2 protein-coding genes are annotated in these 2195 nt (G+C 62.6%); both read right to left on the minus strand.

Annotation, left to right across the window (positions count from 1 at the left end; translation table 11 throughout):
• Positions 1-79: 79 nt before the first annotated feature.
• The gene (locus E2K76_RS20935) at positions 80-961 is read right to left on the minus strand and encodes a recombinase zinc beta ribbon domain-containing protein (RefSeq protein ID WP_246033037.1); all 882 of its coding nucleotides are present in this window, start codon (positions 959-961) and stop codon (positions 80-82) included.
• Positions 846-1676 carry a recombinase family protein gene (locus E2K76_RS20940; RefSeq protein WP_246033036.1) on the minus strand — a complete coding sequence of 277 codons (831 nt, stop codon included), beginning with the start codon at positions 1674-1676 and terminating at the stop codon, positions 846-848. The genes E2K76_RS20935 and E2K76_RS20940 overlap by 116 nt, the downstream gene beginning before the upstream one ends.
• Between the last annotated feature and the right edge of the window lie 519 nt (positions 1677-2195).

Raw genomic sequence — 2195 nt, forward strand, 5'->3', positions numbered from 1 at the left:
AGGTCGCAGGTTCAAATCCTGCTCCCGCAACCAGAAATCCTACACTTTCCACAACATCCTGTTCGCAGGAGTTTTTTTGCTATCCGGATAGCAGCTCCGCACCAACGCTCAACGCCAGAATGCCCGCTAGATCCCCGTAAAGCGTCAACTCGAACCGGCTGCGTTTCCCTGACGTCGGCACCGATATAACCACGATCTTCTCGATCAGGCCACGGATCGCCTCACCCTCCTCGCTCTCCCGATCCGACTCCGTCAATCCGGCGATCAGTCCCCGGACGCGGTCGTGATAGGTATCGGCCATCTTCGGATGGATCCGTACGGTGGCCGCCCGGGCAGGGGTCGCGGTGACGTCCCGCTCCAGCTGCTTTTGCCGGATCTCCAGCTGTTCCATCTTCGCCTTGATCCGGTCGGGCGGCAGACCGGAGAGCAGGGCGTTCACCAGCGCATCCTGCTCCTCGATGACCTTTGCCAATTCCTTTTCCTTCACTGCCCGGTCATCGGTATGGCGTGCCGCCAGACGATTGCGCTCGGCGACGTATTCGTCCGCGAACACCTTCACAAGGTCCGGGTCCATCAGCCGATCCGACAGGGCGGTCAGGATCCTACCCTCCAGCTCCTGCCGGGAAATGCCGGTGCGGTTGCTGCAGACGGACGTGCCTTTGTTGCGCGAATTGCTGCAGCCGAAGCGATCCTTGCCGATGGTGGAAAAGCCACCGCCGCAGCACCCGCATTTGACCAGACCCGTCAGCAGGAAGCGCGGCTTGCGCCGTTCCCAGGCTTCCTTGTCGGTTTGCTCGATCTTCCGGCCCTGCTGCCGGGCCTTCACCTCCTCCCAGAGGGCCGGATCAATGAGGCGCAGATCGGGCACGTCGGTGATGATCCACTCCGCTTCGGGATTGAGGCGCGCCTGCCGCTTGCCGGTCGCCGGGTCCTTGACGAAGCGCTGCCGGTTCCAAACCAGGCGATCGATATAGATCTCGTTGTTCAGGATCCCCGTGCCGCGCTTGGGATTGCCATGGATGGTGGATTGTCCCACTTGCCGGCACGGGGCCCCGGAATGCCTTCGCGGTTGAGCTGATCGGCGATCCGGTTCGGCGACATTCCCTCGGCTTAGGCGGTGAGATACGCTGCACGATGGCCGCCTCCTCCGCATTGATCTCACGGTCACCCCGCCGGATTTCCCCGTTCTCGCCCATATGCCGCAGGACGGAGTAGCCGAAGGCATTGCCGCCGCCGGACTTGCCCTTCTCCACCCGTCCGCGCAAGCCCCGGTGGGTCTTGGCTGCGAGTTCCTTGAGGAACAGCGCGTTCATCGTGCCCTTAAGGCCGATATGCATCTCGTTCACCTGACCGTCGGCCAGTGTCAGGAGGTTCACGCCCGCAAAGGACAGGTTCTGGTAGATAGTCGCGATGTCGGCTTGGTTGCGCGAGATGCGGTCGAGGGCTTCGGACAGCACGAGATCGAATCGATGATTGCGGCCGTCCTGCAAAAGCCGTTGAAGACCGGGTCGGAGGATCATGCTCGACCCCGACAGGCCGGCATCCTCATAGGTGCCGACGATCTGCCAGCCCTCGCGCAGGGCGCGTTCGCGACACAGCCGGATCTGGTCCTCGATGGAGGCGGCGTTCTGCAGGTCGGTGGAGTAGCGAGCGTAGAGGGCCACGCGGAGGGTCATGGGGAAATCTCCAGTTCGCAAGGGGCAGGGATGTCAGTCGGTGTCCTGTCCCTGTTCCATAAGGTGATCGGCGCGGGCGGCATCGCGCGCCAAGGCCCGGACCAGGGCAAGCAAGTGATCCCGAGGCTGCGATACCTGATGATTCCCGGCAAGGGGCGTGTCGGGGGTGTCGGCCAAAGCGGGCGAAACACGGGCGCTAGGAGATACCGACGCGGAAGCCGCCGTCTGCGTGGCGCCTCCTCGTTGGCAATATATCTCCGGTCTCGCGCCATCGGCCGAGTTGCTCCCTGCGCCGGAGGGCCGGGCCCGTCGACGTTCGCTGATGATGATCCTCACTGCGGGCGGTCCCGCAGGTGTTCAGATGATCATAAGGCATGGGAGAGGCTCTCGAAGCTGGAAACACGGACCTCCGGGTTCATGAATGTGGATAACCTCCCGAAAATACGGACATCTCATTCTTCATAGGGTGGCCGAGAGACAACTTCGGTGAGCTACTCCCCTGAAATCGGACAGTGACGG

Origin of the sequence: Falsirhodobacter xinxiangensis, assembly GCF_004959935.1 — a bacterium.
Classification (GTDB): domain Bacteria; phylum Pseudomonadota; class Alphaproteobacteria; order Rhodobacterales; family Rhodobacteraceae; genus Falsirhodobacter; species Falsirhodobacter xinxiangensis.

What these genes read in the sequence shown, in the direction of transcription:
- E2K76_RS20940 (WP_246033036.1), bottom strand. Translation starts at nt 1,676, where the DNA reads ATGACCCTCCGCGTGGCCCTCTACGCTCGCTACTCCACCGACCTGCAG.